Below are 21,909 nucleotides of genomic sequence, written 5' to 3'. Positions count from 1 at the left end.
GGGAACAAGCGAGTGTTCAGCCGAATCGCCATCGTGAACCGAGGTGAGGCCGCGATGCGTCTCATCCATGCGGTCCGCGACCTGGCCGCCGAGACCGGGCAGCAGATCGAGACCGTCGCCCTCTACACCGACGTCGACCGCACTGCGACCTTCGTCCGCGAGGCCGACATCGCGTACGACCTGGGCCCCGCTGCGGCGCGCCCGTACCTGAACTACGAGCTGCTCGGCACCGCCCTGCAGGAGACCGGCGCCGACGCGGCGTGGGTCGGTTGGGGCTTCGTCGCCGAGGATCCCGTCTTTGCGGAGAAGTGCGCCGAGGTCGGAGTGACCTTCGTCGGCCCGAGCCCGGACGCGATGCGCCAGCTCGGCGACAAGATCGGCGCCAAGCTGATCGCCGAGGAGGTCGGCGTCCCCGTCGCGCCGTGGAGCCGCGGCCCGGTCGAGACGCTCGAGGACGCCAAGGCCAAGGCCAAGGACATCGGCTACCCCCTCATGCTCAAGGCCACCGCCGGCGGCGGCGGGCGCGGCATCCGCATGGTCGCCTCGGACGCCGACCTCGAGGATGCCTACCTGCGCACCCGCGACGAGGCCGAGCGCGCCTTCGGCAGCGGCGTCGTCTTCCTCGAGCGCCTGGTCACGGGCGCCCGCCACGTCGAGGTGCAGGTCATCTCCGACGGCGATACCGCCTGGGCCCTCGGCGTGCGCGACTGCTCCGTGCAGCGCCGCAACCAGAAGGTCATCGAGGAGTCCGCCTCCCCGGTGCTCGGCCCCGAGCAGGTGCAGCGGCTCAAGGAGTCCGCGGAGCGCCTCGCCATCAAGGTTGGCTACCGCGGCGCCGCCACCGTCGAGTTCCTCTACCACCCGGGCGACGACCTGCTCGCCTTCCTCGAGGTGAACACCCGCCTGCAGGTGGAGCACCCGATCACCGAGGTCACCAACGACTTCGACCTGGTCCGCGCGCAGCTGCACGTCGCTTCGGGCGGCAAGCTCGACGGCGAGCGTCCCGTCGAGCGCGGCCACGCCATCGAGGCCCGCCTCAACGCCGAGGACCCGGACCGCGACTTCGCGCCCGCTCCCGGCCGCATTGCGCTGCTGGACCTGCCCGCGGGCCCCGGCATCCGCATCGACACGGGCGTCTCGCAGGGCGACACGATCCCCGCCGACTTCGACTCGATGATCGCCAAGGTCATCGCGTACGGCAGCGACCGCGATCAGGCGCTGGGCCGCCTGCGCCGCGCCATGAACGAGACCCGCGTCATCATCGAGGGCGGCGCCACCAACAAGAGCTTCGTGCTCGACCTGCTGAACCAGCCCGAGGTGATTGACGGCAGCGCCGACACCGGCTGGATCGACCGGGTCCGCGGCGAGGGCCGCCTGGTCGCCGACCGCCACACGTCGGTGGCCCTGGCCTCCGCGGCGATCGACGCCTACGAGGACGAGGAGCGCGCCGAGCTCACCCGCTTGCTCACGACCGCGTCGGGCGGCCGCCCGCAGGTGCAGCACGAGAGCGGCACCCCGCTGGACTTCAAGCTGCGCGGCGCGAGCTACCGCGTCCGCGTCGCCCGCACCGGCGCCCACAACTTCCGGCTCGTCATCGACACCGGCGCGGAGACCCGTACCGCCGACGTCGACCTGGAGCGCTTCGACAACCACACCGGCCAGGCCGTGGTCAACGGCGTCCGGTACCGGCTCACCACGGGCACGCACGGCCCCGTCCACGTGGTCGACGTGGACGGCGTCACCCACCGCGTCAGCCGCGACGAGGGCGGCGTGGTCCGCTCGCCCGCGCCGGCGCTCGTGGTCGCCGTCCCGGTCGCCGTCGGCGACGAGGTCGAGGCCGGTGCGCCGATCCTCGTCCTCGAGTCGATGAAGATGGAGACGGTCCTCCGCTCGCCCTTCTCGGCACGCCTCAAGGAGTGCGCGGTCACCGTCGGCAGCCAGGTCGAGGCGGGCGCGCCGTTGCTGCGCCTCGAGCCCCTCGGCGACGGCGACGAGGAGACCGCTGGCAGCGCCGCCGGCCCCATCGACCTTCCGGCGGAGCCCGCACAGGTGGGCGCCGTCGAGCGCGCCGCCGCGGGCCGCGACGCCCTGCGCAGCCAGCTGCTGGGCTACGACGTCGACCCTGCCGACGAGAGCCGTCTGCTTGACGAGTACCTGGTGGACCGCGTCGCCGCGGAGCTCGAGGGCGCCGCTCCCGCAGGCGCCGAGCTCGCGCTGGCCGGTGTCTTCGCCGACCTCGCCGAGCTGGGCCTGCGCCGTTCGGTGGGCGGGGACGACGAGGTGCACAGCCCCCGCGAGCACTTCCACACCTACCTCCGCAGCCTCGACGCCGACCGCGCCGGACTGCCGGACTCCTACCGGGCCAAGCTCGCCGCGGCCCTCGGCCACTACGGCGTCGCCGAGCTCGACCGCACGACCGACCTCGAGTCGGCCGTCTTCCGCGTCTTCCTGGCGCAGCAGCGGCCGAAGGTGGGCGTCCGCGCCATCACGGCGCTGCTGCGCAAGTGGCTGCGCGAGCCGGCACCGTCGGTCGAGGAGGGCGGCGACGCGCGCGCCGTGCTCGAGCGGCTCATGGACGCGACGCAGTCGCGCTACCCGGTGATCGCCGACCTCGCCCGCGGCGTGGTCTTCGCCTGGTTCGGTCAGCCGCTGCTGCGCGGCAACCGCGAGGGCGTGTACTCGGCGGTCCGCGCGCACCTGACGCACCTCGACCAGAACCCCACGGCCGTAGACCGTTCCGACCGCATCGCGGAGATGGTGCGCAGCACCGAGCCGCTGGTCCTGCTCCTGGGCGAGCGCTTGGCGGGGGATCACCCCACCGACAACGCGGTCATGCTCGAGGTCCTCACCCGCCGCTACTACGGCAACAAGGGCCTCACGGAGGTCCGCACGCAGGACGTCGCCGGCACCGAGTGGGTCGTCGCCGAGCGCGACGGTGCCCTGCTCGCCTCCGCCGCCGTTGCCTACGACGGGCTCAGCGCCGCGGTCGCCGGGCTGGCGCAGGTCGCCGAGGGCGCGGCGTCGGTGGACGCCGACATCTACCTCAGCTGGGAGCAGCAGCCCGAGGATCAGGACGAGATGGTGGCCGCCTTCGACAGCGTGCTGTCGGCGCACCCGCTCCCGGCGCAGGTCCGTCGCGTGACGATCACCGTCGCGGGCAGCGGCGGTGCGGTCATGCACCACCACTTCACGTTCCGCGCGGCGACCAACGGGGTCGTCGAGGACCGCCTGATCCGCGGCCTGCACCCGTACATCGCGCAGCGCATGCAGCTGGAGCGGCTGCGCCGCTTCGATCTGACGCGCCTCACCTCGTCGGACGACGAGGAGGTGTACCTCTACCGCGCGGTCGCCAAGGAGAACCCGGCCGACGATCGCCTGGTCGCGTTCGCCCAGGTCCGCGACCTGGCCGCCGTCCGCGACGGCGAGGGCCGCCTCCTGGCCCTGCCGACCGCGGAGATCGCGCTCGCCACGTGCGTGGACTCGATCCGCCGGGCGCAGGCCGCCCGCCCCAGCGCGAAGCGCCTGCCCACCAACCGGATCGTCATGTACATCTGGCCGCCGGTGGACCTCAGCGATACGGAGCTCGAGGCGCTCGCCGGGCACATCGGGTCGACCACGGTCGGCGCGGGTCTCGAGGAGGTGCTGCTCATCGGCCGTCGCCGTGACGCGGCGACCGGCGAGCTCGTCAAGACCGAGGTGCGGGTGTCCTTCAGCCCCACCGGTCGTGCCGACCTGCACATCGGCGAGCCGGTCGAGGACACCGTCGAGCCGATCGACGGCTACCGCCAGAAGGTGCTGCGCGCCGCGAGCCGCAACACCGTCTACCCGTACGAGCTGACTTCCGCGCTGGGCGATTTCGTCGAGTACGAGTTGGCCGAGGGCGACATCGCCGACGTGCTGGTGCCCACAGACCGGCCGAAGGGGCGCAACACCGCAGGCATCGTGGTCGGCGTCATCTCTACGGCGACTGACCTGTATCCGGAGGGTGTCAAGCGCGTTCTGCTGCTGGGCGATCCGACCAAGTCGCTGGGTGCGCTCGCCGAGGCGGAGTGCCGCCGGATCAGCGCGGCGATCGACCTCGCGCACCGGATGGAGCTGCCCGTCGAGTGGTACGCGCTCTCCGCGGGTGCCCGCATTTCCATGGACTCGGGCACCGAGAACATGGACTGGGTCGCCGCGTCGCTGAAGAAGATCGTCGAGTTCACGCAGCAGGGCGGTGAGATCAACATCGTCTCCGCCGGCATCAACGTGGGCGCGCAGCCGTACTGGAACGCCGAGGCCACCATGCTCATGCACACCAAGGGCGTGCTGATCATGACGCCGGAGTCGGCGATGGTGCTCACCGGCAAGCAGTCGCTGGACTTCTCGGGCGGCGTCTCGGCGGAGGACAACTTCGGCATCGGCGGTTACGACCGCATCATGGGTCCGAACGGCCAGGCGCAGTATTGGTCCGCGGATCTCATGGGCGCGCACCAGATCCTGATGGAGCACTACGCGCACACCTACATCGCCCCCGGCGAGCAGGCGCCGCGTCGCGCCGCGACCACGGACCCGTCCGATCGCGACATCACGACGTTCCCGCACGTGCTCGCCGACAGCGACTTCACGACCGTCGGCGACATCTTCTCCGCGGAGAAGAACCCGGATCGCAAGAAGCCCTTCGATATCCGCACCGTGATGCGCGCGTTGTCCGACCAGGACCACGACGTGCTCGAGCGCTGGGCCGGTATGGCCGACGCCGAGACCGCGGTCGTGCAGGACGTGCACATCGGCGGCATCCCGGTCTGCCTGCTGGGCATCGAGTCGAAGTCGGTGCCGCGCCTGGGCTTCCCGGCGACCGACGGCCCGGACACCTACACCGCCGGCACGCTGTTCCCGCAGTCGTCGAAGAAGGCGGCGCGCGCGATCAACGCGGCGAGCGACAACCGGCCGCTGGTCGTGCTCGCCAACCTGTCAGGCTTCGATGGGTCGCCGGAGTCACTGCGCAAGCTCCAGTTGGAGTACGGCGCCGAGATCGGTCGCGCGATCGTCAACTTCTCGGGTCCGATCGTCTTCTGCGTGATCTCGCGGTACCACGGCGGCGCGTTCGTGGTGTTCAGCAAGCAGCTGAACCCGAACATGACGGTGCTGGCCATCGAGGGCTCCTTCGCCTCGGTGCTCGGTGGCGCGCCCGCGGCCGCGGTGGTCTTCTCGGGTGAGGTCAACTCCCGCACCGGCAACGACGCGCGGGTCAAGGACCTCGAGGCGCAGGTGGCCGAGGCCACCGGCACCGAGCGCGCGGCGCTGCTCGCCGAGCTCGACGAGGTGCGGGGCTCCGTCCGCGCCGAGAAGCTGGGCGAGGTCGCCTCCGAGTTCGACGGGGTGCACAGCATCCGTCGCGCCGTCGAGGTCGGCTCGGTCGACGAGATCATCGCCGCCGCCGACCTGCGCCCGAAGATCATCTCGGTGATCGAGGCCGCGCAGTAGGACTCGCGTACGAAGGGCGCCGTCGGGACATCCCGACGGCGCCCTTCGTCGTTCCGTGACCTGTACGACGAACGGCCGGGGCGCGCCCTGCGCACCCCGGCCGTCACCGTCGAAGCGACCTACAGCGTCAGGTCGCGCCCGATGATCTCCTTCATGATCTCGGACGAACCGGCCCAGATGCGGGTGACGCGGGCGTCCATCCACGCGCGGGCGGCGCGGTACTCGCGCATGTAGCCGTAGCCGCCGTGCAGCTGCACGCAGGAGTCCAGCACCTGGTTCTGGATCTCGGCGGAGATGTACTTGACCTTCGCGGCGTCGACGGCGGTCAGCGTGCCCTCGGCGTGCGCGACCACGGCCTGGTCCACGTAGGCCTGCGCCATCTCGATCTTGGTGACCAGGTCGGCCAGCAGGAACTTGTTGTGCTGGAACGAGCCGATCGACGCACCGAAGGCCTTGCGCTCGCGGGCGTACTCGATCGTCTCTGCCAGGATCTGCTTGGCGTGCGCGATGTTGCCCACCGCGGAGCCGATGCGCTCCTGGGGCAGCTTCTCCATCATGTGGTAGAAACCGCGGTCCACCTCGCCGATGAGGGCGCTGCCGGGCACGCGCAGGTCGGAGTAGAAGAGCTCCGCGGTGTCGGCCTCGGGCTGGCCCACCTTGTCGAGCTTGCGGCCCCGCTCGAAACCGGGCAGCGAACAGTCCACGGCGAACAGCGAGATGCCGCGGGCCTTGGCGTCGGGGTTGGTCTTCGCCGCGATCACGGCGACGTCGCAGGTGTAGCCGTTGGTGATGAAGGTCTTGGAGCCGTTGAGGATCCAGTCGTCGCCGCTGCGCACCGCCGTGGACTTGATTCCGGCCAGGTCGGAGCCCGCCGAGGGCTCGGTCATGCCGATCGCGGCCACGGCCTCGCCGGCGGCGATGGCGGGCAGCCACTGCTGCTTCGCCTCGTCGGTACCCAAGCGCGCGATGTAGGGCGTGGTGATGTCGAAGTCGATGCCCACCGAGCTGGCGAAGGCCATCGAGACCTTGGCCAGCTCCTCCTGCGCGATCGCGTTGAACCGGTAGTCCTCCGCTTCGCCGCCGCCGTACGACTCCGGGATCTCGAGTCCGAGGACGCCCTGCTCGCCGAGGCCGCGCCACACGTCGCGGGCGATCAGCTTGTCGTCGATGTACTGCTCGGCGTGCGGAAGTACCTGCTTCTGCAGGTAGTCCCGCACCGCCGAGCCGAACTGCAGGTGGTCCTCGGAGTAGATGGTGCGTTCCACGTCGGTGGGGTTCCTCTCTAGATCTTCAGATCGCGGCGCAACTTGGCGACATGGCCGGTCGCGCGCACGTTGTACTGCGCCACCTCGATGGTGCCGTCCGCGCCGATGACGAACGTCGACCTGATGACGCCCGTCACGGTCTTGCCGTACATCATCTTCTCACCGAAGGCCCCGTATTCGGTAAGCACCTGCTTATCCGGGTCCGACAGGAGCGGGAATGTGATCGAGTCGCGCTCCTGGAACTTCGCGAGCTTCGCCGGCTTGTCGGGAGAGATGCCCAGCACGGTGAGCCCGGCGTCGGCGAAGTCGGCCAGGTTGTCGCGGAAATCGCAGGCCTGTTTGGTGCAACCCGGCGTCATCGCTGCCGGGTAGAAGTAGAGAACAACCCGCTGGCCACGGTAGTCGGAGAGCGACACAGGATTGCCGTCCTGGTCCGGCAAAGTGAAAGAAGGTGCATTTACTCCCGGCTCCAGCCGCGTCGATGTAGTCATGCCGTTACCGTATCGGGCATGGCAGCACAGGACGAGGGCTCGGGGTACTCCGGCGGCGCGGGTGGCCGCGGCCGCGCACGCATCCGCAGCCTGGCGAGCGCGGCGCTCAACGCGGACATGACGATCGACCAGGCCACGACCATGCTCGAGGGCATGGCAGTGACCATGGAAAACATGAGTACCACCATGTCGACGTTCGACGAGACGGTGGCCCGCGTGAACCGCAATCTCGACGAGTTCGAGAAGCTCACGGCGCGGTTCTCCGCAACCCTGGAGAAGACCGACGCGGCGTTGGAGAAGGTCAACAGTCTGCTCTCCATGCCCGGCGCGGCGGTCACCGTCGCCGAACGGGTGCTCGCGGTGCCGGCCGAAGTGAGCAAGCGGTTCCGCGGCAAGCCCTGAGTGCGCGCGCCCCCGGCTCCGCACCCGATCGGATCCGGGCGGCGGACCGTCAGATCAGCCCCGGCGGTACCCGTTCGACAGTCCTACCAGCAGTTCCGCGACCAGCGGGTTCGGGGTGGCGTCGGTGCGCAGCACCGCGGACACGGGCAGTGTGAAGCCCGGCGCCGGCCGGCTCGCGATGCCGGGCTGGCGCGGGTCCTCGTACAGCAGCGTCCACCCCTCGGGGTTGTTGATCAGCTCGAAAGCGACGGGGTGGTCCTCGCGGATCTCGGGACCGAGCCGTACCTCCAGCCCGTCGGCAGTGAACACCTTGTCGACGAGCCGGTGGAGCAGCACCTGCTGGTGCGGGGGCGGCAGGAGCAGTGGGTACTGCGCCAGCTCCGTGGTCGACGGTGCCCGACCGAGCACCGCGAGGGGGTGCCTCGTGGAGAACGCGATGAGCGGATTGTCGACCCAGAGCGGCTCCAGGTAGAGGCCGGGCTCGTCCAGGCGGCCGCGGATGAGCGCGAGGTCGGCCTCACCCGACTTCACCGCGGCAATGCGCTGCGCGAAGGGCTTGATGAGGAAGTCGATCTCCGCGCCCGGGTGCCGCTCGCGCACGTCGGAGGCGGCGGCCAGCGCGGACCGGGCGAACGACATGTTCGCCGCGAGCCGGATCCGGTCGGGCCGCGGTCGCACCGCGTCGATGGCCTCGTCCCGCTGCCGGAGCAGCTCGCGGGCGCGGGGGAGCAGGGACTCGCCGGCGTCGGTGAGGCGCACCCGCCGCCCCGCCCGCTCGAAGAGCTCGGCGCCCAGTTCCTTCTCGAGGGTCGCGATCTGGTGGCTCACCGCCGACTGGGAGACGAAGCACTGCTTCGCCGCTCGGGAGAAGCCGCCGTGGTCGGCCACCGCGACGAGGTACTCGAGCTGCCGGAATTCCATACCGCCATTCTATGAACAGATGCGATGGGTCGCATCATCAGGACGGCGATCTACCAGGTTGAAGCGTGATCATCCATGCACCAATCTGGTAGTAGACAAAGACGTCGTGAAGGAGGAGAAGATCATGCGCAGCACCCACGTCGTGGTGATCGGCTCGGGATTCGGCGGCCTCGCCGCCGCGAAGCAGCTGGCCAAGTCGAACATCGAGACCACCCTCATCTCGGCGAACGGCACCCACCTGTTCCAGCCCCTGCTCTACCAGGTGGCCACCGGCGTCACCGTCGGCGAGCGCATCGCGCCGCCCATCGCTGAGGTGCTGCGCCGCCGCCGCACCGTCGACGTCGTGACCGGCTATGTCACCGAGGTCGACGCCGAGCGCAAGGTGGTCACCTACGCGACCGCCGACGGCATCGAGCAGATCGGCTACACCTACCTCATCGTCGCTGCGGGCGCCGCGCAGGCGTACTTCGGGCACGACGAGTGGGCCGGCCGTACCTTCGCCCTCAAGACCCTCGAGGACGCCGAGAATCTCCGGACGCGGCTGCGGGCCGCGTTCGACGCCCCCGCCGAGAGCCCCGCGCGCACCGTTGTGGTGGTCGGCGCCGGCGCCACGGGCGTCGAGGTCGCGGGCCAGGTCGCCGAGCTCGCGCGCCGCTTCCACGACGACGCCGAGATCCGCATCCACCTGGTCGAGGGTGCCGACGACGTCCTGCCCTTCTACGGCGGCACCCTCTCGGGCTACACCCTCGCCGCGCTGGAGAAGGCGGGCGTCACGGTGCACACCGGCACGTTCGTCACCGCGATCGAGGATGACGTCGTCACCGTCAAGGACAAGGCGGGCGTCGAGCGCGAGATCGCCGCGGGCACCGTCGTCTGGTCGGCGGGCGTCAAGGCCACCCCGCTCGCCGGGGTGATCGCCGAGGCCACGGGCTGCGAGACGGACCGCAACGGCCGCCTCCTCATCAACCGCGACCTCACGGTCGGCAGCCGGGCCGATGTCTTCGCCCTCGGCGACATGACGAGCCTGAACGGCCTACCCGGACAGAGCCCCGTCGCCATGCAGCAGGGCCGCCACGCCGCTGACATCATTCGCGGGAAGACGGGCCCGGGCACGCACTTCCGCTACCTGGACAAGGGCAGCATGGCGATGATCGACACCCCGCACGCCGTCATCCAGCCGCCGCTCGGTCTGCCCGGGCTCACCGGCATCGTCGCGTGGGTCGGCTGGCTGGCCGTGCACCTGTACTACTTGGCTGGGATGGGCAACCGCGTCGCTGTGCTCCGGGACTGGCCGCGCGCCTTCGTCGGCACCGCCCGGCCCGGGTTCGCCGTCACCACCGCGCTGCCCGACGGTGCGCCGACGGTCACCGTCGGAGCCCCGGAGTCGGGGGAGGAGCTACCCGGCGGCCTTCGCGTTGCCGGCGCGCCAGACGGACCACGGGAGATTCCAGTCGCCTAGCCCGTCCGTGCCGTCCAGCACGGGGCCCGAGGTGTCGGTGACCTTGACGATGTCGCCGCGCTTGGTGTTCTGCAGGAACCACAGGGCGTTCTCGGTGCTCACGTTGAGGCAGCCGTGGCTCACGTTGGTGGAGCCCTGTTGGTTCACCGACCACGGGGCGCTGTGCAGGTAGATGCCGCTGTAGGACATCTGCACGGCGTAGTCGACCAGCGTGCGGTAGCCGTTGGGGGAGTTCACCGGAACGCCGTAGGTGGACGAGTCCATGATCATGTTCTCGCGGTGATCACCGATGAGGTAGACGCCGTTCGGGGTCTCGTTGCCCGGGCCGCCCATCGAGGTGGGCATCGTCTTGATGAGCTTGCCGTTCTTCGTCACGCGGACGATCTTGTCCTTGTCGGAGACGGTGGTGATCACCTCGTCGCCCACGGTGAACCGGGTGGAGGCGTCCTTCTGGCCGAAGGTGCCGCCGCCGAGGTCCACTCCGTAGATCTTCACGTCCACGCTGACCTTGGTGCCCGGCTTGAAGTAGCTCTCCGGGCGCCAGCGCACCTCGGACGGACTGATCCAGTAGAAGGCGCCCTCGACCGGCGGATCGGTGACGATCTTGATCGCGCGCTGTGCGGCCATCCGGTCGGCGATGCGCTCGTCGAACTTCACGCCCACGGTCTGGCCGATGCCCACCGTCGAGTTGTCGGCGGTGGTGAAGTACGCCTGCGCCAGGTTGTTCGGCGATTGGGTGCTGAAGGTCTCGTTCGCGACGTTGACGCCGCCGATGCCGTTGGCCTCGGCCCGCAGCTTGTAGGTCTTGTTGTAGCCCAGCGGCTCGGCGTTGTTCCAGGAGCGGCCGTCCTCGGCGAGCTTGCCGGCCACCTCCTTGCCGTCCGCGTTGGTCATCACGACCCTGGTCAGCGTGCCGCCGCTCGCGCTCACTGTGATGGGGACGCCGGGCTGCACGTCGAGCGCGCCGTTGCGCACGCTCGAGGTGATCTGCGGGCGCAGCAGGTCGAAGAAGGGCGTCGAGTCGGTGATCTTCTGGTTCTCGTCCGGCAGTGCCGCGTCGCCCGTCGACGACGTGCATCCGGCGACAAGGGCGACGGAGACGACCAGTGCCGTCACCGCCGTCGGGATACGTCGATACACGGCGGGACGGTTGCGCATGGCTCAGCTCCAGGAAAGGCTCAGTCGGATTCGGTCCACGGGACCGATTGATCCCGATTCTACCGGGCCTGCTGAGGGCTCTGCCGGTACGGTGCGGGGTGTGAGCGACGACGGTGACCGGTCCGATTCCGGAGCGCAGGACGACGGTGACCGCCCCTCGGGGCCGTGGGGCGACAAGGGCTACAACAAGCTGGCATTGGGGCTCGCGATCGGCGTGGTCTTCGGCGCGAGCATCGGGACGGCGCTGGGGAATCCCGCGCTGGGTATCGGGATCGGCCTCGCCCTGGGCATCGCCTTCGCCATGGCCTTCGGCTACGGGGCCGGTGAGGATGACGAGGCCGACTGACTCGCCGGCCCCGTCGTCCCGACTTGGGTGAGAGCCTGGGGAGAACGCTGCGGGCGGCAGGTGAGGTGGTTGCTCCCCAGGCTCGATCAGAGCCTAACTTAGCGTAGCTAAATTTAGAAGATTCAATTCTGCGAGCATGGTCACGGTTGGCATTGCTCTCGCGATCGGATGAACGCGTAGTATTTGCTGAGGTGAATACTCTCAGGCTACTGACGAACCGGCACGGCCGGTGCTGATCGACACTCCGTGGACGAAGCTCTCCGGAGTTAGCAGTCCCGACATCAGTGCCTGGAAGTGGGTGGTCTTCGTCGCCGCCATGCTCCTCCTCGTCGTCCAGATCATGGTGTGGAGGGAGCGGTGGTTTAGTGCTTGGCGGTGGTGGAAGTCGGTGCTCTTCTTCGTCGGCTTCTTCTGAGAACGCGGCGGGATCCGTCCTCGACATCCCCTGCAAGGGGGAACACCTCGACTACCGGGTCGAGGTCACTGGTGTGGCGCGACTCGGCGGCGTCGTCCGGTGTCGCTCGACACATTGTCTTTGTGTCGCGCTACGACATGCCGAGGGGGAAGTCCGCGCCGGTCTCCGCTCGGATGACGGGGACTGTCGGCCGGCTGCATGGACCTCCGGGCGGACACGAAAAAGCCCCCTCCGAAATGGAGGGGGCTTCTCGATTGTGCGCCATCAGGGACTCGAACCCCGAACCCGCTGATTAAGAGTCAGCTGCTCTGCCAATTGAGCTAATGGCGCATGCTCGCTCGCTGCGTGCTGGAATACATTAGCAAGGAGTGCCACGAAACGTGAAATCGGCTGGTCAGGGTCAATCTCTGGGCTAACGGCGGGTCACTGGAAGGCGCTCTGCCCGGTGAGCTTCTGGCCCAGGATCAGGGTGTGCATCTCGACGGTGCCCTCGTACGTCAGCACGCTCTCCAGGTTGTTCGCGTGCCGGATCACCGGGAACTCCAGCGAGATGCCGTTCGCGCCCAGGATCGTGCGGGCGGTGCGGCAGATGTCGATCGCCTCGCGCACGTTGTTCAGCTTGCCCAGGGACACCTGCTCGGGCCGCAGTGTCCCGGCGTCCTTGAGGCGGCCCAGGTGCACCGCCAGTAGCACGCCCTTCGTGTACTCCAGCGTCATGTCTGCGAGCTTCTGCTGGGTCAGTTGGAAGCCGCCGATCGGCCTGCCGAACTGCTCGCGCTCCACCGCGTAGCGCTGCGCGCACTCCAGTGCGGTCCGGGCGGCACCCATTGCGCCCCAGACGATGCCGTATCGCGCCTCGCTCAGGCACGACAGTGGGCCGCGCAGGCCGCGAACCTCGGGGAAGGCGGAGGAATCGGGGACGCGCACACCGTCGAGCACCAGCTCGGCGGTCACCGACGCTCGCAGCGACATCTTGTGCTCGATGGTGTTCGCGGCGAAGCCCGCGGTGTCGGTGGGGACAGCGAAGCCGCGGACGCCCTCGTCGGTCTTCGCCCAGATCACGGCGACGTCAGCGAGGGAGCCGTTGGTGATCCACATCTTCCGGCCGTCCAGGATCCAGTCGCCGCCGTCGCGTCGCGCCCGGGTGCGCATGTTCGCGGGGTCGGAGCCGTGGTCCGGCTCGGTCAGCCCGAAGCAGCCGATGAGCTCGCCGGCGGCCATGCCGGGCAGCCAGCGCTGCTTCTCCTCCTCGCTCGCCCACTTCCAGATCGCATACATCGCCAGTGATCCCTGCACGGAGACCATGGATCGCAGGCCCGAGTCGCAGGCCTCCAGCTCGAGGCAGGCCACGCCGTACTCGGTGGCGGTCGTTCCGGCGCAGCCGTATCCGTCGAGGTGCATGCCGAGCAGGCCGAGCGCGCCGAGCTTCCGCATGAGTCCGCGCGGGTCGTCGAGTTCGCCGCGCTCGAACCAGTCGGCGACGTACGGCTCCACCTCGCGGGCGGTCAGCGCGCGGACGGATTCGGCGATCGCGCGCTCCTGGTCGGTGAACAGGCCGGTCAGGCCCGCCAGCTCATCGGGATGTGTGGTCATGGTGCCTCCTCGGCGCCACCCTAGCCGGGCGTGGTGGCCGCCGGACGGAATGTCGTGCTTAGCTGGGCGCATGATCCTTCCCGGAACCCCTGCCCCCGCGGGCGCCGCAGAGGTGCTCAGGCAGCCGGCCCACCAGGTCTCGCCGCGCGCGAAGACGTGGTGGACGGTCCGCGCCGCGATTCGCTGGGTGATCGTGATCCCGCTGGTCACGGTGGTGCTCGCGGTGATCCCGGACGTGCCCTGGTACGTGGCCGTCGCGGCCTTCCTCGTGTTGGCAGGGGCCGCCGCGGCGCACCTGATGGTGATGCCGCGCTTCCGCTACGCCTTCCACCGCTGGGAGATCAACGCCGTGGCGGTGTACTCGCAGGCGGGCTGGCTCACGCGGACCCGCGTCCTGATCCCGATCTCTCGCGTGCAGGTGATCGACACCGTCGCCGGGCCGCTGGAGCGGTCCTTCGGGCTGTCGACGGTCACGGTCACCACCGCCTCGTCGGCGGGCACGGTGCGGATCGCGGGCCTGCCCACGGAGACCGCGCAGGCGATCGCCGCCGGGCTCACCGTCAGCGCCGCGGAGGACACCGATGACGCGACCTGACCAGGAGGCAGCTTCGGTCGCCGACGACGGTTGGAACCGGCTCTCGCCGTGGGGCATCGGCACCCGCGTCATCAAGGCGGTCCCGTCGCTCATTCCCGCCCTCATCGGCGTCTTTTTCCTCGGCCGTGCCGCCGGCCCGGTGTTCTTCGTGATCGCCGGCGTCGCGATCAGCGTGCTCGTCGGCCTGCTGCCCTGGCTCACCACCCGCTGGCGGGTCACCGAGGACCAGCTGGAGCTGCGGCACGGCCTGGTGCGCAAGGTCTCCGCCACCGCCCGCCGAGACCGCATCCGCAGCGTCGACGTGACGGCCGGGCCCATCGAGCGCGCACTCAAGCTGCGCAAGGTGGTGGTCGGAACCGGCGTCGGCGGCAAGGAGTCCGCGCTCGTCCTCGACCCGATCCCCGCCGACGTGGCGGAGCAACTCGGGCGAGACCTCCTGCGCCGCACCGCGGCACCGTCAGCCACGGAGACTCCCGGTGAGCACAGCACAGAGGTGGCGCCCCAGCCGAACGCTCCCGAGGAGGAGCTCGCGCGCCTGCGGCCGGAGTGGATCCGGTTCGCCCCGTTCTCGCTGACGGGGTTCGCCGTTGTCGCGGCGGGCGCCGGCATCGGCTTCCGCATCGTCGACGAGGCGGGCCTGCGCGAGCGCGGCTCCGAGCTCGCCGAGTCCTGGCTGGCGAAGATCCTCGACCTCGGTGCGGCTGTGGTGATCCCGGCCGCCGTTGTGCTCGTGATCGTGGTGTCGATCCTGGTCTCGGTGCTCGCCTACGTGCTCGCCTTCTGGGGCTTCCGCCTGGTCCGCCGGGCCGACGGGGCGCTGCACACCAGCCGCGGCCTGATCTCGACGGTGGCGGCGACGATCGAGCGCAAGCGGGTGCGCGGCGTGCAACTGCACGAGCCAGTCCTCATGCGCCTGCCCGGCGGCGCGAAGCTGCGCGCCATCGCTACGGGCACGGATCGCAATCCCACCCTGCTGCCGCCCGCGCCGCGCGCCGAGGCCGTCCAGGTGGCCGACGAGATCCTCGGCCGGCCCGGCGTGGTCGAGACAGCCCTGGACCCGCACGGGCCGGTGGCCCTGCGCCGCCGCTACACCCGCGCGGTGCTGGGGGCTGTCGTGCCGATCGTCGTGCTGGTGGCGTTCGGCATCGTCGCGCCCGGCGCGTGGAAGGCGCTGCCCCTCGTCGGTGCGGTCCTCGTGGCGATCCTGTCGGTGGCGCTGGCGCGCCTGCGCTACGCCAACCTCGGCACCGTCATCACCGGCGATGCCGTTGTCCTCGGTGCGGGCACCGTCGCACGCACGCGCACCGCACTCGAGTTCGACGGGGTGACCGGGTTCGTCACCCGGGAGACCTTCTTCCAGCGGCGCGCGGGCGTCGCGACCCTCACCGTCGCCACCGCGGCCGGGGCGTTCGGCGCCGTCGACGTGACGCCCGACCGCGCGGCGCAGGTCGCGCGCACCGTCCACCCCGCGATCGTGGCGGGCTTCCTCGTCAGCGAGGCGTGAGCCGGAACAGCTTGATCGTGCGGCCGCCGGCCCAATCGATGTAGTCGTCGTAGGCGGGCCAGACGGCGACGACGCTGGGCCACAGGCGCTTCCGGTCCGACTCGGAGACCCGGCGCGCCCGCACCGGGATGCGCCGGGTGCCCAGCAGCACCTCGGCGTCCGGCGTCGCCTCCAGGTTGTACGACCACGCGGGGTGGTGCTTCTGCCCGAAGTTGGAGGCGATCACCACGAAGTCCGCTCCGTCGCGCACGTACAGCAGCGGGACCGCGCGGGCGACGCCGCTGCGCCGCCCCACCGTGGTCAGCGTGAGCTGGGGGAGTAGCGCCTCGGGGATGAGGTGCACCGAGCCGCGACTGATCCGGGTCACCGCCTTATCGAGCGGCACGGTGGCCCGGACCATGCGGGACACCGCGCGGTGTCGCCCGAGCTGCAGGAAACGCGACTTGAGGTCGTCCACGACGGTCATGGCGGCAGTGTAATGAACGCAGCCCGCCGCCGGGCCCCGATCAGTTGGTCGCGAGTCGCGCGCCGCCCGCCGCGCGGAGCGCTGCGTTCAGCGAGTAGTACTGCGTGAGCTGTTGCGTGACCTTGCCTGAGTCGCGATCGGTCAGGGTGACGGCGTCGGTGATGATGCCGATCGCGGCGTTGTCCGACGTGCGGATGAGCGGCCCGCCACTGTCGCCCTGCGTGGTCACGATGTCGGCGACGACCCAGTCGCCCACGACCTTCGTCACCGTGCCGCAGCGGCGACCGTTCACCGAGCCCAGCTGGCACACCGGGTCCCCGGCGCGCGCGGTGCCCACGGTGCGCGGCGTCATTCCGGGTGCTGACGCGAGGAGCTTCACCTGCGGATCGGTCAGCCGGAACGTGGCCCAGTCAGGCCCGAACGGGTCGACGGGGGAGTAGTGCCCGGGACGGTTCGGGTCCTCCTTGACCTCGGGGGACTTCGACTGCACGACCTCGCCGACGATCCACTTCTTCACGCCGACGGGCTGCTGTGGCGCGCCGCAGTGCCCCGCGGTCACACCGAGGCGTTCGCCGTCCGGCGCGGTCACCGCGAACCCCATGGTGCACTGCAGCGACTCGAACCGGCCGCCGCCCAGGGAGCGCTGCAGGATGTCGATGCGATCGCCCGGTGCCACCGACTTCGGGGCGGGGGTCTGCGTGGGCGCGGGCGTCGGCGCGCTCGGCTTCGCGGGCGTCGACGGTGCGCCCGGCCCCGGCTTCGGCGTTGCGCTCGGCTTCACGGGCGTGCTCGGCGCTCCGGGCTTCGGCGATGGGGCCGGGGTCGTGGGCGCGCCCGAGGCGAGCGCGGGCGTGAGAAGTGCTCCCGACACCAGCAAGGTGACCACCCCGATCGATCCGCGTCGCAGTACCGCACCGATGCGCGTCCCGTCGGTCAAGGTCGAACCCTCCTAAGATGTGGGTCGTGGTGATCGAGGGGCGCCTGAAGAAAGCGCCGCAGAAAATCGTGGCCGAGCTTACCATTCCGCTTGACTGACTTCGTGTGAGATCAATTCACCGTATTGGGATTTCGCTGGTTGTATAGACCATGTACGAACCGCGAGTTTCGGTTCCTGGACCTGAGGAGACCCCTAGTGTCTGACCAGACCTATCAGACGATCGCAGTAACCCTGTACTTCGCAGCTATGTTGTACATCGGTTGGAGTGCGTACCGGAAGACGCGCGACAACCTCGACGACTACATGCTGGCGGGCCGGGGCCTCAAGCCGTGGGTCGCCGCGCTCAGCGCGGGTGCGTCGGACATGTCCGGCTGGCTGCTGATGGGCCTTCCCGGCGCGATCTACGCCAAGGGGCTCGTCGAATCGTGGATCGCGATCGGCCTGACGATCGGCGCGTGGCTGAACTGGAAGTTCGTCGCGCCGCGGCTTCGCTCCTACACCGAGGTCGCGGGAAATTCGATCACGATCCCGAGCTTCCTTGAACACCGGTTGCGTGACGGTTCGCGGTCGCTGCGCATCGTCTGCGGTCTCATCATCCTGGTCTTCTTCACGTTCTACGTCTCCAGCGGCATGGTCGCCGCAGGCAAGTTCTTCGACAGCACCTTCGGCGTGCAGTACATCCACGGCATGCTCATCGTCGCCGTGGTGACGATGATCTACACGCTGTTCGGCGGCTTCCTCGGGGCCACCCTCACCGACGTCGCGCAAGGCCTGCTGATGCTCGCCGCGTTGGTCGCCGTGCCGATCGTCGCCCTCATCGAGGTGGGCGGCCCGGCGGTCACCGTCGACACCGTGAACTCCGTCAACCCGACCTTCTTCAGCCTCTTCGAGGGCGGCACCGCCCTCGGCATCATCTCGGCGGCCGCATGGGGTCTCGGCTACTTCGGGCAGCCCCACATCATCGTGCGATTCATGGCGCTGCGCTCGCCGCAGGAGGCGTCGACCGCCCGCCGGTTCGGCATCAGCTGGATGGTGGCGACGGCGCTCGGCGCCATCTCGACCGCGTTCATCGGCATCGCCTACTTCTCGCTGCACCCCGAAAAGGCGCCGAAGGACCCCGAGACCGTCTTCCTCGTGCTCGCGCAGATCCTCTTCCACCCGTTCGTCGCGGGCCTGGTCCTGGCCGCCGTGCTCGCGGCGATCATGTCGACGGTGTCCTCGCAGCTCGTCGTGTGCTCGTCGGCGCTGGTCGAGGACCTGTTCAAGATCTTCGCCGAGAAGTCGGGACGCGACATGGAGATCAGCGACAAGACGTACGTGCGCCTCGGCCGACTGGGGGTGCTCATCGTCGCGGTGATCGCGGTGCTGCTCGCGATCGATCCGTCCGACAGCATCCTCGAGCTCGTCGGCTTCGCCTGGGCCGGCTTCGGCTCCTCCTTCGGTCCGGTCGTGCTGCTCGCGCTGTTCTGGCGCAAGCTCACCGCCCCGGGTGCGTTGGCGGGCCTCATCGTCGGCGCGGCCGTCGCCTTCGTCTGGGGCCAGTGGCCGCCCTTCGAGCTGTACGAGATCGTCCCCGGCTTCCTCGCGAACCTCGTTGTCGCGGTCGGTGTCAGCCTCGCGACGTACAAGCAAGACGAGGCCGTCGACGCCGAGTTCGACGAGGCCGCGCGGCTCGCGGAGAAGCAGCCGGCCTGAGCGGAACCCGCGCCCCGCTAGGCTCGGCGAATGCCCACTGTCGCGCGGATCCGACGTCTGCCGGCCACGGTGCAACTGCTGCTCGCCTCCTTCTTCCTCTTCAACGTCGGCTTCTACCTCGTCGTCCCGTTCCTGGCCGGGCATCTCGGCGCACTCGGAATGACGGGCGCGATGATCGGCCTGGTTCTCGGGCTGCGCACCTTCTCCCAGCAAGGCATGTTCTTCGTGGGCGGTGCGCTGTCGGACAGATTCGGCGCGCGCCGGATGATCCTGTCCGGCATCGCCATGCGGGTGGTGGGCTTCGTCGTCCTCGCGTTCGCCGGCGGGGTCGTCTCGGTGGTCGTGGGGACCGTGCTCACCGGTTTCGCCGCCGCGCTGTTCGCGCCCGCGGTCGAGTCCACCGACGCGGCCTGGGGCCGCCGGCTCGAGGACGACGGGGTGCTCCCGCGGGCGGAGCTATTCGGCCTGGAGCAGATGTGCAGCCGCGCCGGGAACGTCGTCGGTCCCGCGCTCGGAGCGGCGTTGATCTGGGCGCCGTTCGGTGCGGTCACCCTCGCATCGGCCCTGCTCTTCGTGGGCATGTGGGTCGGGTTCTGGCGACTCCTGCCCCACGATGCCGCCCCGGGCGATGCGGGCGCGAAGCTCGCCGTCGCCTGGCGGACGGTCACCGGCAACGGCCGCTTCATGCTGCTCGCCGCGTTCGGCTCGGTACAGCTTGGCGCCTATGGCCTGATCTATATTGTTCTGCCGGTGGAGCTGCTGCGGGCGGGGAAGCAGGCGTGGCTGGGGTGGGTCTTCGCCGGAGCGGCCGTGATCGTCATCGTCGGTCAGCCCGCAGCCGTGGCCGTCGGACGGCGACTCGGCCGCCGGCGCGCGGTCGGGTGGGGGCTCGGCGTCATGGGCGCGTCGTTCGTCATCCCCGCCACGACGGCCGCCCACCCGGACGGCCGCCATCTGGCGGCGGTGATCGCGTGGATCGCGGTGCTGCACCTCGGGCAGATGCTGCTCGTGCCGCCGTTGCGGGACGCTGTCGGAATCCTCGCCCGGGAGCGGAATCTCGGTGCGCACTATGGGATGCTGGCCACGCTCGGCGGCGCTGCCTCGTTGGTCGCATCACTCGCGGTCGGGTGGGGCTACGACCGGGTCGCCGACGGTGCTCCCGCCTGGCTGGGATGGGCGGCGGTCGCCGCGATCGCGATGGTCGCCGCGGTCGGCCTGCGGGCGGTGACCCCGCAGGCCGGCCCGGTCAGCGCGTGAGGACGGCGGCGAGCCGGCCGACGATGTCGTTCGTCACGTAGGGGATGGTCACCGGGTTCGGCATCGAGAGGGCGTCGCTGACGACGGGATCCAGCCCGACGAGCCGCTTCTGCGCGACGACGGGAAGGGAGGCGAACGCAGGTTCGCCCTCCACCTGCGCCCGGTCGCGCTCCCAGTTGTCGAAGACGAGGACGTCGGCGTCGAGGAGGTGGAAGTTCTCGGCGGAGAGTTCGGTGTTGAGCGCGCCGCCCGCGAACCGGCCTGCGAGGGCGGCGGGTGGGGTGAAGCCCAAGCCGCGGAGGATCTGGAACCGCGCGGCGTCGGGACCGAAGGCGCGCAGTTTGCCGTCCTTCCACCGGATCACGAGAACCGCGGTCTTCCCCGCCAAGGCCGGGTTCGCCACCTTGGCCCGCGCGACGGTGGCCTCCGCGCCGGCGATCAGGTCCTCCGCCCGCTGAGGCCTGCCCACCGCTTGACCCACCCGGCGTGTCACGTCCTGCCAGGGGAGGGCCCAGTCCGTCTGGCCGGCCGCATGCAGCACCGTCGGGGCGATAGCGCTCAGCTGCTGGTAGCGCTCCGCGGTGATGGCGTTGTTCACCGCCAGGATCAGATCCGGGCGCGCCGCCGCGACCTGCTCGAGCGAGAACGCGCCCGTCGCGTTCGGGAGCGGTATCGGCGCGCCGTGCACCAGATCCTGGGACCACCGCCCGACGCCGGTATCCGTCGAGCCGGTCCACATGGGTACGAGGACGGGCGTGATCCCCAGCGCCAGGAGCGAATCCTGGTCACCGATGCCCACGACCGCAACCCGCTGCGGCGGCGTGGTCAGGGTGGTCGTGCCGTGCTGGTGCGGGATCGTAACCGGGAAGGTGCTCGGTTCGGCGCCCGCGGCGGCACTACTGGGGGCGGAGCCTTCGTCGCCCCCGGTGCCGCACGCGGCGACGAGCGTCGCACCGGCCACGGTGGCGAGCGAGGTGAATCCCAGCCGGAGTGCGGTGCGCCGATTGATGGATGCGTCCATGCGATGTCCCTGTCTCGAACCGATGAAGAAGGCGAGCCTAAGCTACATGACTTCGCACAGGGATGCCGCGGCTGCTTCCCAGTCGAGACGGACCGCCCTGTCGGCACCGTCGAACTGGGTGAGGAGCGCGCAGCAGGCCCCGCTCGCGTCGTAGAGCTCGATCGCCGCGGCGTGCTCGTCTTCGGCGGGGCGGACGACGGCGCAGTTGTCGACGCGGGCGAGGTCGATGTCGACGGCCGCGTTGTGAAAGCCGGTGAGCAGACGCGGGCCCTCGGGGAGGACCGCCTCGATCCGTCCGCTGCAGGCTTGTGCGATGCCGCCGCCGAAGACGGCGATTCCCACCGGAGTGCCGGTATCGCAGAGGAATTCGAGCACCTGGGCGATGCGCGACGATGGGATCTGGCAGTACCGTCGTTCGTCGAGCGCACACAGCCCGCGCACCCGTCGTGCGTCTTCGTCGGCGAGGATCGCATCGACGGGGTGCGCACTCGGATCCCTCGTCGCCCGCTCGGGGCGCCCGCCCGCGCTCACCTGGAACAGGACTTCGCGGTGCTGATCCGTGGGCGAGAGATGTCCGAGGGCGCGCACCACCATCCGATCCGGCTCCGCGGTGACGAAGGTGCGATGCAGCGCTCCGCCGCGCCGGTCGACCAGCCCGACCATGCTCGCGTCGGCCGGGCCGCCGGGAGCATCGTCGTCGGTGACCGCGCCGGCCACACGGTCGGGCGCGATCCGGAGCGCGATCCGCCCGGGGACCACGGTGAACGGATCACCAGGCTGCGTCGGCGGCGAGTACCGTCCCTCGTGGGCCAGAGTTGCGACCATCGAGTCCGTGACCGCCACGGCCTGATCGAGAAGAGGAAGGGCACGAGCGACGTCCATGGCCGTCGCGCCCTCGACAGTTGCGCAACCTCGGGC

Annotated in this window: 19 protein-coding genes and 1 tRNA gene; 10 read left to right on the top strand and 10 right to left on the bottom strand. The window is 70.0% G+C overall.

Annotation, left to right across the window (positions count from 1 at the left end):
• The first annotated feature begins 12 nt into the window (after window positions 1-12).
• On the top strand, window positions 13-5,466 hold the full coding sequence (locus HNP44_RS10980) for an ATP-binding protein (protein ID WP_259139606.1): 5,454 nt from the start codon (window positions 13-15) through the stop codon (window positions 5,464-5,466).
• A gap of 119 nt (window positions 5,467-5,585) precedes the next feature.
• On the opposite strand, the gene HNP44_RS10975 is transcribed toward HNP44_RS10980, so the two are convergent.
• Together HNP44_RS10975 and bcp are read right to left on the bottom strand one after the other, a co-directional pair.
• Window positions 5,586-6,731, bottom strand: a complete 1,146-nt coding sequence (locus HNP44_RS10975; RefSeq protein WP_259139607.1) for an acyl-CoA dehydrogenase family protein — start codon at window positions 6,729-6,731, stop codon at window positions 5,586-5,588.
• 17 nt (window positions 6,732-6,748) lie between these two features.
• On the bottom strand, window positions 6,749-7,222 hold the full coding sequence (bcp, locus tag HNP44_RS10970; RefSeq protein WP_259139608.1) for a thioredoxin-dependent thiol peroxidase: 474 nt from the start codon (window positions 7,220-7,222) through the stop codon (window positions 6,749-6,751).
• A gap of 18 nt (window positions 7,223-7,240) precedes the next feature.
• Between bcp and HNP44_RS10965 the strand changes: the two genes are divergently transcribed.
• Window positions 7,241-7,624, top strand: a complete 384-nt coding sequence (locus tag HNP44_RS10965; protein ID WP_259139609.1) for a hypothetical protein — start codon at window positions 7,241-7,243, stop codon at window positions 7,622-7,624.
• 54 nt (window positions 7,625-7,678) lie between these two features.
• Here the strand turns inward: HNP44_RS10965 and HNP44_RS10960 are convergent, their stop codons facing one another.
• Window positions 7,679-8,545 (bottom strand): LysR family transcriptional regulator, encoded by an 867-nt coding sequence (locus HNP44_RS10960; RefSeq protein ID WP_259139610.1) that lies wholly within the window; start codon window positions 8,543-8,545, stop codon window positions 7,679-7,681.
• Window positions 8,546-8,669: 124 nt separating this feature from the next.
• On the opposite strand from HNP44_RS10960, the gene HNP44_RS10955 reads away from it, so the two are divergent.
• The gene (locus HNP44_RS10955; RefSeq protein WP_259139611.1) at window positions 8,670-10,004 is read left to right on the top strand and encodes an NAD(P)/FAD-dependent oxidoreductase; all 1,335 of its coding nucleotides are present in this window, start codon (window positions 8,670-8,672) and stop codon (window positions 10,002-10,004) included.
• Here the strand turns inward: HNP44_RS10955 and HNP44_RS10950 are convergent.
• The gene (locus HNP44_RS10950; protein WP_259139612.1) at window positions 9,942-11,162 is read right to left on the bottom strand and encodes a L,D-transpeptidase; all 1,221 of its coding nucleotides are present in this window, start codon (window positions 11,160-11,162) and stop codon (window positions 9,942-9,944) included. The two genes, HNP44_RS10955 and HNP44_RS10950, sit on opposite strands and share 63 nt — an antisense overlap.
• A 100-nt stretch (window positions 11,163-11,262) precedes the next feature.
• Here HNP44_RS10950 and HNP44_RS10945 point away from each other — a divergent pair, with 100 nt between their 5' ends.
• Together HNP44_RS10945 and HNP44_RS10940 are read left to right on the top strand one after the other, a co-directional pair.
• Window positions 11,263-11,508 carry a hypothetical protein gene (locus HNP44_RS10945; protein WP_259139613.1) on the top strand — a complete coding sequence of 82 codons (246 nt, stop codon included), beginning with the start codon at window positions 11,263-11,265 and terminating at the stop codon, window positions 11,506-11,508.
• Between the two features lie 229 nt (window positions 11,509-11,737).
• Window positions 11,738-11,923, top strand: a complete 186-nt coding sequence (locus tag HNP44_RS10940; protein ID WP_259139614.1) for a hypothetical protein — start codon at window positions 11,738-11,740, stop codon at window positions 11,921-11,923.
• 257 nt (window positions 11,924-12,180) lie between these two features.
• Here HNP44_RS10940 and HNP44_RS10935 read toward each other — a convergent pair.
• Both HNP44_RS10935 and HNP44_RS10930 read right to left on the bottom strand, forming a co-directional pair.
• A tRNA-Lys gene (locus HNP44_RS10935) sits at window positions 12,181-12,253 on the bottom strand.
• Window positions 12,254-12,346: 93 nt separating this feature from the next.
• Entirely contained in the window at window positions 12,347-13,516 is a 1,170-nt protein-coding gene (locus tag HNP44_RS10930; protein WP_259139616.1) for an acyl-CoA dehydrogenase family protein, read from the bottom strand.
• A gap of 70 nt (window positions 13,517-13,586) precedes the next feature.
• Here HNP44_RS10930 and HNP44_RS10925 point away from each other — a divergent pair, with 70 nt between their 5' ends.
• Together HNP44_RS10925 and HNP44_RS10920 are read left to right on the top strand one after the other, a co-directional pair.
• Complete coding sequence (locus HNP44_RS10925) at window positions 13,587-14,111, top strand: PH domain-containing protein (protein ID WP_259139618.1); 525 nt, start codon at window positions 13,587-13,589, stop codon at window positions 14,109-14,111.
• On the top strand, window positions 14,098-15,615 hold the full coding sequence (locus HNP44_RS10920; protein WP_259139619.1) for a PH domain-containing protein: 1,518 nt from the start codon (window positions 14,098-14,100) through the stop codon (window positions 15,613-15,615). Before HNP44_RS10925 ends, HNP44_RS10920 begins: the two co-directional genes overlap by 14 nt.
• On the opposite strand, the gene HNP44_RS10915 is transcribed toward HNP44_RS10920, so the two are convergent.
• Together HNP44_RS10915 and HNP44_RS10910 are read right to left on the bottom strand one after the other, a co-directional pair.
• On the bottom strand, window positions 15,602-16,081 hold the full coding sequence (locus tag HNP44_RS10915) for a nitroreductase family deazaflavin-dependent oxidoreductase (RefSeq protein ID WP_259139621.1): 480 nt from the start codon (window positions 16,079-16,081) through the stop codon (window positions 15,602-15,604). The genes HNP44_RS10920 and HNP44_RS10915 overlap by 14 nt on opposite strands.
• A gap of 40 nt (window positions 16,082-16,121) precedes the next feature.
• Window positions 16,122-16,757, bottom strand: a complete 636-nt coding sequence (locus HNP44_RS10910) for a S1 family peptidase (protein ID WP_259139622.1) — start codon at window positions 16,755-16,757, stop codon at window positions 16,122-16,124.
• Between HNP44_RS10910 and HNP44_RS10905 the strand changes: the two genes are divergently transcribed.
• From HNP44_RS10905 to HNP44_RS10895, 3 genes are all read left to right on the top strand, one after another.
• Window positions 16,738-17,034: a hypothetical protein gene (locus HNP44_RS10905; RefSeq protein WP_259139624.1), complete on the top strand. Its 297-nt coding sequence runs from the start codon at window positions 16,738-16,740 to the stop codon at window positions 17,032-17,034. The genes HNP44_RS10910 and HNP44_RS10905 overlap by 20 nt on opposite strands.
• Window positions 17,035-17,213: 179 nt before the next feature.
• Window positions 17,214-18,713, top strand: coding sequence for a sodium/proline symporter PutP (putP, locus tag HNP44_RS10900; RefSeq protein ID WP_259139625.1), 1,500 nt, complete (start codon window positions 17,214-17,216; stop codon window positions 18,711-18,713).
• Window positions 18,714-18,743: 30 nt separating this feature from the next.
• Entirely contained in the window at window positions 18,744-19,970 is a 1,227-nt protein-coding gene (locus tag HNP44_RS10895) for an MFS transporter (protein ID WP_259139626.1), read from the top strand.
• On the opposite strand, the gene HNP44_RS10890 is transcribed toward HNP44_RS10895, so the two are convergent.
• Both HNP44_RS10890 and HNP44_RS10885 read right to left on the bottom strand, forming a co-directional pair.
• On the bottom strand, window positions 19,960-20,991 hold the full coding sequence (locus HNP44_RS10890; RefSeq protein WP_259139627.1) for an iron-siderophore ABC transporter substrate-binding protein: 1,032 nt from the start codon (window positions 20,989-20,991) through the stop codon (window positions 19,960-19,962). The two genes, HNP44_RS10895 and HNP44_RS10890, sit on opposite strands and share 11 nt — an antisense overlap.
• 42 nt (window positions 20,992-21,033) lie before the next feature.
• Window positions 21,034-21,834 carry a hypothetical protein gene (locus HNP44_RS10885; protein ID WP_259139628.1) on the bottom strand — a complete coding sequence of 267 codons (801 nt, stop codon included), beginning with the start codon at window positions 21,832-21,834 and terminating at the stop codon, window positions 21,034-21,036.
• Between the last annotated feature and the right edge of the window lie 75 nt (window positions 21,835-21,909).

This window comes from Tsukamurella ocularis (assembly GCF_024807615.1).
GTDB lineage: Bacteria > Actinomycetota > Actinomycetes > Mycobacteriales > Mycobacteriaceae > Tsukamurella > Tsukamurella ocularis.
Note: the sequence above shows the minus strand (reverse complement) of the source record. Positions and strands in the feature narration are given on the sequence as shown.

Excerpts from the sequence above, each read along its gene's own strand:
- bcp (WP_259139608.1), bottom strand. The coding sequence starts at position 7,222 with ATGACTACATCGACGCGGCTGGAGCCGGGAGTAAATGCACCTTCTTTC.
- HNP44_RS10965 (WP_259139609.1), top strand. The coding sequence starts at position 7,241 with ATGGCAGCACAGGACGAGGGCTCGGGGTACTCCGGCGGCGCGGGTGGC.
- HNP44_RS10960 (WP_259139610.1), bottom strand. The coding sequence starts at position 8,545 with ATGGAATTCCGGCAGCTCGAGTACCTCGTCGCGGTGGCCGACCACGGC.
- HNP44_RS10955 (WP_259139611.1), top strand. The coding sequence starts at position 8,670 with ATGCGCAGCACCCACGTCGTGGTGATCGGCTCGGGATTCGGCGGCCTC.
- HNP44_RS10950 (WP_259139612.1), bottom strand. The coding sequence starts at position 11,162 with ATGCGCAACCGTCCCGCCGTGTATCGACGTATCCCGACGGCGGTGACG.
- HNP44_RS10930 (WP_259139616.1), bottom strand. The coding sequence starts at position 13,516 with ATGACCACACATCCCGATGAGCTGGCGGGCCTGACCGGCCTGTTCACC.
- HNP44_RS10925 (WP_259139618.1), top strand. The coding sequence starts at position 13,587 with ATGATCCTTCCCGGAACCCCTGCCCCCGCGGGCGCCGCAGAGGTGCTC.
- HNP44_RS10920 (WP_259139619.1), top strand. The coding sequence starts at position 14,098 with ATGACGCGACCTGACCAGGAGGCAGCTTCGGTCGCCGACGACGGTTGG.
- HNP44_RS10915 (WP_259139621.1), bottom strand. The coding sequence starts at position 16,081 with ATGACCGTCGTGGACGACCTCAAGTCGCGTTTCCTGCAGCTCGGGCGA.
- HNP44_RS10905 (WP_259139624.1), top strand. The coding sequence starts at position 16,738 with ATGCGATCGCCCGGTGCCACCGACTTCGGGGCGGGGGTCTGCGTGGGC.
- HNP44_RS10895 (WP_259139626.1), top strand. The coding sequence starts at position 18,744 with ATGCCCACTGTCGCGCGGATCCGACGTCTGCCGGCCACGGTGCAACTG.
- HNP44_RS10890 (WP_259139627.1), bottom strand. The coding sequence starts at position 20,991 with ATGGACGCATCCATCAATCGGCGCACCGCACTCCGGCTGGGATTCACC.